The sequence below is a fragment of the Polaromonas sp. P1_E3 genome, assembly GCF_056405935.1.
Map to the genome: position 1 here is coordinate 1 of NZ_JBFUBD010000703.1, position 943 is coordinate 943.

At 52.6% G+C, this 943-nt stretch carries 1 protein-coding gene; it reads right to left on the minus strand.

Annotated elements, in window-relative coordinates:
- Positions 1–463 precede the first annotated feature (463 nt).
- Positions 464–943 (minus strand): ATP-binding cassette domain-containing protein (locus AC1D0Z_RS22925; protein WP_477660429.1); only part of this gene is annotated, 480 nt, incomplete at its 5' end.

The following is a 943-nucleotide window of genomic DNA, read 5'->3' on the forward strand; positions in this document are numbered from 1 at the left end:
GTCTCTTGCAATGCCATTCAGTCTCTTAAACCCGCTCTAAACCAATTTGTTCAAAAACAAACGCCCAAAAAAAATGGGCGGTGAAAACCCGCCCATTTGGTCGTGAAGCTCTTATTGTAACGTGCTGCGCCCTTTGATGCAAACAATTTCCGTGCCTGACCTGCAAGGGAACACGTGACCTACCTTCTTAAATCTTTCTGATTAAGACGCTCTCGTTCATTGAAACGCAGCAACTTGGTGGCGGACGGAAGAACCTCCCTTTTTGGGTTCAGCCATGACCCTTTCACCGTCAACCTTGCACCGAAAACGAATGAATAAAAATCCGCAACTGCGGAACAATGTTCGCGCATTTTTATTGGAGAGTAACCTCTTAAATACCAATAAAATCATATAGATATTTATGATATTTAAAGTAATTTATGAGATTTATGAAGCCCTTCGGTGCGCCGAAATACCAGACCCATCAAACTGCAGTGACGAGAACCCGTGTGTAAGGATGCTGCGGCCTGTCCAGCACTTCGGTTAACGAGCCTGACTCGAGCACATCGCCGTCTTTCATCACCATGACTTCATGCGCCATGGCGCGGATCACGTCGACGTCGTGCGTGATCAGTAAATAACTCAGGCCGCGCTCGCGCTGCAATCTTTGCAGCAACCCCAATACCTGTTTCTGGATGGTCACGTCCAGCGCGCTGGTGGGTTCATCCAGGACCAGCAGTTTTGGGTTGACGATCAGCGCGCGGGCAATGGCCAGGCGCTGGCGCTGGCCACCCGAAAATTCGTGCGGATAACGCTGCAGCAAACCCGGAAACTGGGCGTCGGTCATGCCAACATCCGCCAGCGCCTGCAGCGCCCGGTCCCGCCGGTCGCCTGGCGCCAGCCTGGGCTCATGCACCAGCAGCCCCTCCTCCACAATGGCTTCGACAGTCATGCGGGGCGACAG